General features: G+C 31.3%; 8 protein-coding genes. 1 reads left to right on the forward strand and 7 read right to left on the reverse strand.

The genetic code is table 11. The annotated features are described in order from the left end of the window. From purF to OQH62_RS08145, 7 genes are all read right to left on the reverse strand, one after another. Positions 1-1,198 (reverse strand): amidophosphoribosyltransferase (gene purF / locus OQH62_RS08115; protein WP_266016022.1); only part of this gene is annotated, 1,198 nt, incomplete at its 3' end. Beyond that, positions 1,199-1,921, reverse strand: a complete 723-nt coding sequence (gene dapB / locus OQH62_RS08120; RefSeq protein ID WP_266016025.1) for a 4-hydroxy-tetrahydrodipicolinate reductase — start codon at positions 1,919-1,921, stop codon at positions 1,199-1,201. A 111-nt stretch (positions 1,922-2,032) separates the two neighbouring features. Beyond that, positions 2,033-2,485: a Dps family protein gene (locus OQH62_RS08125; RefSeq protein ID WP_266016027.1), complete on the reverse strand. Its 453-nt coding sequence runs from the start codon at positions 2,483-2,485 to the stop codon at positions 2,033-2,035. A 119-nt stretch (positions 2,486-2,604) separates the two neighbouring features. Then, on the reverse strand, positions 2,605-3,825 hold the full coding sequence (locus OQH62_RS08130; protein WP_266016029.1) for a glucose-6-phosphate isomerase: 1,221 nt from the start codon (positions 3,823-3,825) through the stop codon (positions 2,605-2,607). After that, positions 3,819-4,640 (reverse strand): UTP--glucose-1-phosphate uridylyltransferase GalU, encoded by an 822-nt coding sequence (galU, locus tag OQH62_RS08135; protein WP_266016031.1) that lies wholly within the window; start codon positions 4,638-4,640, stop codon positions 3,819-3,821. Before galU ends, OQH62_RS08130 begins: the two co-directional genes overlap by 7 nt. A gap of 43 nt (positions 4,641-4,683) precedes the next feature. Then, positions 4,684-5,340, reverse strand: coding sequence for a bifunctional phosphoribosyl-AMP cyclohydrolase/phosphoribosyl-ATP diphosphatase HisIE (gene hisIE / locus OQH62_RS08140; protein WP_266016032.1), 657 nt, complete (start codon positions 5,338-5,340; stop codon positions 4,684-4,686). A gap of 157 nt (positions 5,341-5,497) precedes the next feature. Beyond that, complete coding sequence (locus OQH62_RS08145; protein WP_266016033.1) at positions 5,498-5,629, reverse strand: hypothetical protein; 132 nt, start codon at positions 5,627-5,629, stop codon at positions 5,498-5,500. A gap of 193 nt (positions 5,630-5,822) precedes the next feature. Between OQH62_RS08145 and OQH62_RS08150 the strand changes: the two genes are divergently transcribed. Continuing rightward, entirely contained in the window at positions 5,823-7,118 is a 1,296-nt protein-coding gene (locus OQH62_RS08150; RefSeq protein ID WP_266016035.1) for a major outer membrane protein, read from the forward strand. The last annotated feature ends 65 nt before the right edge of the window (positions 7,119-7,183 follow it).

The raw sequence follows: 7,183 nt of genomic DNA on the forward strand, positions 1-7,183 counted from the left end.
TTGCACTAATAAGCTCTTCAAAAGTTGGAGTATCTATACCATAGATATCTGGAAATTTAATTTCAGGACAGCCAATGGCTAAATGTATTTTCTTTGCTCCGACTCCACGAAGTAAAGAAATAATTTTTTTAGAGGTATTTCCACGTACTAAGCTATCATCAACTACGACAACTTCTTTGTTTTCTAATACTTTTCGCATTGGATTGAGTTTTAATTTTACTTTAAAGTTTCTTAATTCCTGTGTAGGTTCTATAAAAGTCCTGCCTACATAATGATTTCGTACTATAGCCATCTCAAGTGGAATTTGCGAGTGTTTAGCAAAGCCTATAGCTGCACTCACTCCACTATCTGGAACAGGTACAACAAAATCAGCTTTGTGTTCAAATTTCTTTGCTAAAGCTTCTCCTATTCTTTTACGTACTTCATACACACTCTTGCCATCAATAATACTATCAGGTCTTGCGAGATAGATATATTCAAATGCACAAATTCTAGGTGTTTGCAAACAAAGCTCCACACTCTCAAAATTCTCCTGTCCTTGTGTAAAGATTAGCATTTCACCGGGTTTTACATCACGTAAGAATTCGGCTTCTATAAGATCAAAAGCACAGGTTTCACTTGCAACTATATACCCACCGTCTTTCAATCTTCCTAAAGATAAAGGACGCACTCCATAAGAATCTCTCACAACATAGAGTTTATCTTTGCTTGCTAAAACAAAACAATATGCCCCAACACACTCCTCAAGACTCTCAATCAATCTTTCTTTTAAAGTATGTTTTTTACTTCTAGCTATAAGATGTATCACATTTTCTGTGTCCATATTAGTTCTAAAAATTGCCCCATCTTCTATAAGTTTGTTGCGTACTTTTTCTTTATTGATCAAATTTCCATTATGAGCTAAAGCTATATCACCTAAAACACAGGTAGCTGCTACTGGTTGAGTATCATTGAGACTTGAATCTCCGGCTGTAGAATACCTGTTATGTCCTATAGCAATTTGACCTTCTAATGTCTTTAAATTTTGAGGATTAAAAATTTGATTCACTTCTCCTTTTGCTTTAATAGTTTTTATTTTTTTTCCATCACTCGTACTAATTCCGCTTGCTTCTTGTCCTCTGTGCTGCATAGCAAATAAAGCATAATACACATAAGTACTTGCATTTTTTGAATTAATAACTCCAACAACTGCGCACATTTAAAATCCTAAAAAATCATCCATTGAATAAAACTTTGGTTTTTGTTTATAAAGCCATAAGGCTATTTGAATAGCTCCTTTTGCAAAGGTAGCCCTAGAAGTGGCACTGTGACTAAGCTCTAAGAATTCACCTTCATCATAAAAACCTATAGTGTGCTTACCAACTATATCTCCACCTCTTAGACTCATTATAGCTATTTCATCTTTATTTCGTTCGCCTATAATTCCATCTCTACCGCTAACACGTACTTGTTTGAGATCTAAATTCCTTGCTTGTGCTACTTTTTGAGCCAAACTCATCGCTGTGCCGCTTGGAGCATCCTTTTTATATCTGTGATGCAGTTCGGAAATTTCTATATCAAAGTTTCGCAACAAAACACTTGCCTTGCTTGCAAGGTGATTAAGAACAGCAACACCTAAAGACATATTTGTTGCATAAAACACAGGCATATTTTCGGCAAGCGATTTTAGAAGTTCAAAAATTTCATCATTAAGACCTGTTGTGCCTATAACTAAAGGTTTAGGATTATGCTGTGCAAAATGAAGAAGCTCTTTTGTGCCGTTTGGTGAAGAAAAATCAATAATAGCCTCACTCTTATTAAAAAATTCTACCAAATTTCCACCTCTATCGTAGCACTGAGGAATTAATTTTTCATTTATCAAACATTCTAAAATCCGCTTTCCCATACGACCTCTAGCACCATAAATCCCTATATTTTGCATTGAGCAATCCTTTTTAAATGTAATTGTAACAGGTATTTTTTTGAAGTTATGGGAAAACCGATAGAATAAAAAGTATATATCTTCATATAAAGGGCGAAAAAGCCCTTTAATTTAATGTGTTTTACACACATTTTGCAAAGAAGCACTTAACATCCAAAGTAGTTTTTCATATTTGGCAATATTTTCTTGTGCAAAAGATGCTGTTGTTGTATCTTCTACTTTTTCAGCTTCTTTATTAAGCTTTTTAAATTCGGCTAAGAGATATTCATAATCTTTTGTGAGAAGTTCAAGTACTTCAACAGGAGTAAAACACTCCTTATCAACTTTTGGACTTTTTGAAGTTTCTATTAGAGTTTTTCTGCATATTATGGCTTTACCTCCAAGTTGCAAAACCCTTTCAGCGCAATTATCAAAAAGTTCTGCCATTTCTTCATAAGCTTTTTCTGTGTATTCGTGGATGGAGAAAAACTGAAGTCCTTTGACATTCCAATGATAATTATGAAATTTAATCCACAAATGATGTGAATCTGCCTGTAATTGTAAAAGTTGCTTTATAACTGACATTGTATCTCCTTTATATTTTAAGTAGTTTAATAAATTATAATAAAAATTATTAAATAATAATTTATTAAAATATCTTTAATATGGATTTTTATTATACTCTTTCTTTTGTTTAGATGTTGTTAGGATTTTAAAATATTTTTTAACAAAAGTTTGCCTACTTCGACCCCGGGCTGGTTATAAGTATTAATACCTAACATTACTCCACAAGCTGAAGTAAAAAGTTCATAATAATACATTAAATATCCACAATGCCATTCATCAAGTTTTTCAATTTCTATGAGATCAACACTTAAATTTTCAGCAAGTAAAGCTTGTAAAGTTGCATCACATTGTGCATTCAAAAGCTCTTGAAGATTAACCACACTGTTTAAATTTTCAAGAAAAGAAAAGCGAATGTCAGGAATGAGTGGTGCTTTTTGAGTATCTAGAACTTTTAAGAAAGTGATAGTTTTATTTTTTGGACCATCCATTATAAGTTGTAAAAAACTATGCTGATCTCTTGCGCCAATAAGAGCAATAGGTGTTAAACCTACTCTTTTATATCCCTGTTTTTTTCCTAAACTTTCAGCAATAAGTTGTATATACCATTCATTAAAACCGCTAAAGACGTCTCCATATGAAAATAATACATTAATATCTGCTTTTTTATGCGTACAGTAATGATATGCTTTTTGCAAAATTTCTTCTTTTTTATGTACAAAAAAATCATCAAAACAATTTTGAGCACCAGCCAAAATCGCTTTAGCATTAAAACCGCAAAAACAAAGAGGTACAATACCAGCTGCTGAAAGCACGCTAAAACGCCCACCGACATTTTCAGGGATAAAGAAACATTTTACCCCCAAATATATTCCTTCTTTGTGAAGTTTTGAATCCTTATCGGTAATAAAAACAAAATACTTCTTAATATCTGCAAAGTCTAAAGAAAAATGAGCTATTAAAATCTTAAAAAGTGATATAACTTCTATAGTTGAACCTGTTTTGCTTATTATCAAAAAGAGGCTTTGCTCAAGCTGTATTTTTTCAATAGTGTGTTGGAGATTTTCAAAGCTTGTATTATCAAGTATAAAAAGCTTTTTATCTGTATCTTTTTGGCTTTGCAACAAATTTTTAAGGGCTTTAAGCCCACAACTTGACCCACCCATTCCAAGCACAATAATATTTTTAATATGCTTCTTATCTTTTATAAATTCTATACTTTCTTCAAGTAAAACAAGACTCGAAGTACTTAAATGATAGTATCCAACCTCTCCGCTTTGTGCTTCGTTATTAATACGGTGAGCGTAAGCAGAAATAGTGGAAAAATCAATATTTTTAAAAAATAAAGTGTTTTTTAGCATAATTTTTTATAAAAATAATTCGTCGCTTCAACAAAACCTTCTACACTTCCACAATCAAAGCGTTTGCCTTCAAATTTATATGCTAAAACCATTCCTTTTGTTGCTTGAGTTAAAAGTGCGTCAGTAAGCTGTATTTCGCCGTTTTTGCCGGCTTTTGTATTTTCTAAAATTCCAAAAATATCAGGTGTGAGTATATAACGACCTATTATGGCAAGATTGCTAGGGGCTTCATCTGGATTTGGTTTTTCTACCATAGCATTTACCATTATCAAATTTTCCTCAACTTCATTTCCAGCTATTATCCCATAATTTGCAACATACTCTTTCGGTACTTGCATTACAGCAATGATAGTACAACGGTATTTTTCATAAATTTTTACCATTTGAGCCATTACATTTAATCCTTCTTCATTGACACACAAATCATCGGCTAAAATGACCCCAAAAGCTTCATCGCCAACTAAGGATTTTCCTTTTAAAACTGCATCGCCTAAACCACGCATTTCATTTTGACGAGTAAAAGTGAAAGTACAACGATTGATTAAAGAACGAATATCACTTAAGAGATACTCTTTTTTTGTGCCTGAAATTTGGTGTTCTAGCTCATAAGAAATATCAAAATAATCCTCTAAAGCTCTTTTACCTCTTCCTGTAACAAAGCCTATATTTTCCATACCAGCCTCTAAAGCCTCATCAACTCCATAGTGGATTAAAGGTTTGGTAAGTATAGGAAGCATTTCCTTTGGCAAACTTTTTGTTGCAGGTAAAAAACGTGTTCCATATCCTGCTGCTGGAAAAATACAAGTTTGAAGCATAAATATCCTTTTTTAAAATTACATTATATTTTAAATTTTTTAACTAGGCTTTATTTCTTTCTTTGAGTGTAGTTATAACTTCATTGATATTAGAATTTGAGTTAGCTAAAAGCACTAATAAATGGTACAATAAATCAGCACTTTCATTTAAAAGCTCTTTTTTATCTTGTCCTAGAGCTGCTAAAGCAGTTTCAATACCTTCTTCGCCAACTTTTTGAGCTATTCTTTTCATCCCACTTTGAAAGAGTTTAGCAGTGTAAGAATGCTCCACATCTCCTTCTTTGCGTTCATTGATAAGTTTTTGTAATCTTGATAAAAACACAAAGTCAGGTCTTTTAGAAAGCATTTCAAAACAAGAAAGAGTACCTTTATGACAAGTTTCACCGACAGGATTTACAAGAACAAGTAAAGTATCATTATCGCAATCAAGCTCTAAATCAACTATATGTAAAAAATTTCCACTCTCCTCACCTTTCATCCAGAGTCGGTTTTTTGTACGGGAAAAAAACACTACCTTGTTAGTTTGCAGACTTTTGTTTAAAGCTTCTTTATTCATAAAGCCTAGCATTAAAACTTCTGCACTCTTGTAATCTTGCACAATAGCAGGTAAAAAAGAATTTCCTTTTTGCCAATCAATCTTTGTCAAAAGAGTTTGCCAGCGATTTTTTTGTTTGTCTATTTTACTTTGAGCTTCTTGCATTAAAGTCCTTGTGTATCGATAGTTTTAATGATTATACACAAAGAATACTTATATTTTTAAAATATTTTATACAAATACCTATCAAATTCACTTTGAGTGTAGAAAATTTTTCAAGATTTCAATAAAATATATTATCTGCTTCATTTTTTTATCTCTATTATTGTAAAAAGAGCCCAAATTTATATACATTCAAAGAAAAAGCTGTTTGCAGAAATCTTTGAAAGACAGATACATTTATTTTAAGATATTTATCATATTCCAAATCAGAATTATCTTTATGAGTTTGCATTGAATTCTTCAAATTTTTATTTGCTTGATTTTTGGTTTTTATAATACACAGAGATGCTATTGTTTAGAATACTATAAGTTAAATTTATTTTAAGTTAAAAATTAATTAAATTTAATAAAAAATTTAATTAATTTTTAATAATTATCATTGTACTATTTTCGATAGTAATTATCAATATATTAAGGAAAGAATTATGAAATCGTTACAATTTTTATTGTGTATAACATTGATTTTTTATACACCTTCCTTAATTTTTGCTACAACTCTGAAAGAAAGTATAGAAAATGCGGAACTTTCAGGGTTTTTAAGATACCGTTATGATACAGGAAGATATACAAACAAAGACAAATTAGGTTTCACAGATGGCAGAGGGCTTATTTCAAGCAAGCAAAATCATAGATGGTTGAGCCATATAAATATTTTAAATCCACTTTTAGACAATATACAATTTCATACCCAATTTCGTTATGGACCTACGAAAGAAGGAGGATATAGCAATAATAATATAGACAGCTTGAAAAGTTTTCTTGTAAGAGAATTTTATGTTGAATATACTAGTAATGACTTTCAAACCGTCCTAAAACTAGGAAAACAACAAATGAATACTATTTGGAGTGAAAATTACTATGATGGTTTAGTTGGTGTGGGAGTGAAGATTATAAACACCTCTTTTGAGAATCTTTCTTTGCAAACTTTTATTTATGATAATTATAATCAAAGTGAGCAAGGAGGCAGAATGGGAGATATGGCTGAATACAAGAAAAATTATCAAGATTCTAAAGCAGTTTTTATCCAGCTTCCACTTTATGCTCACAATCTTTATGGTGTTGCAGCGCTTGGAAAACATCAGTTGTTTAGTGGCAATTTAGACTCCGCACTTTGGTTTGCTTTTATACCTAAAAATGTTCTGTTTTATGCTTTCAATTTTGCTTACAATTTTGATTTTGCCCAAAATTCCCGTTTCATTTTGGAAGGAGTCTATCTTGGCAATACTCTTACTCAAAATTTTCAAAAAGAGGTCAATGCAAAAAATGGTAATTTTTTTGGCATTAAAGGCACAATGAAAGCTTACAATTTTGATGCAAATTTAGGAGCACTACATTATGGAAATAGACAAAAATATACTATTACAGTCCTTGAAGACCAAGGTAATATAAATGTGCTTTCAGGACATCAAATTTTTTATACCGATGGTTCTCATTTAAATGGTGATAGAGGTGAAAATTCTTTTGTTTATACAGGATTTGGATACAACCTAAATAAAACAAGAATAGGATTTGATTTGGTGTATGGTGCTACTAAAACAAATGTAAGGTCTTTAGGTGGTAAAAAATTTGAATTTGTAGGAAAAGCGATACACAAATACTCAACAAAACTTCATTTTTTAGCTTTATATTCATATTTAAATATTGATACAAATGATGCACTCGACCGTAGTATTTCAAGCAGGAAAAACACAGTGAGACTTCAAGCATTTTACAAATTTTAAGATAAAAGGGAAATAATGAAAAAAATATCTGTTATTTTTATAGCTTTTGTGCTGAATATTTCTTT

This window comes from Campylobacter sp. MIT 21-1684 (assembly GCF_026241315.1).
In the GTDB taxonomy this organism is placed as follows: domain Bacteria; phylum Campylobacterota; class Campylobacteria; order Campylobacterales; family Campylobacteraceae; genus Campylobacter_D.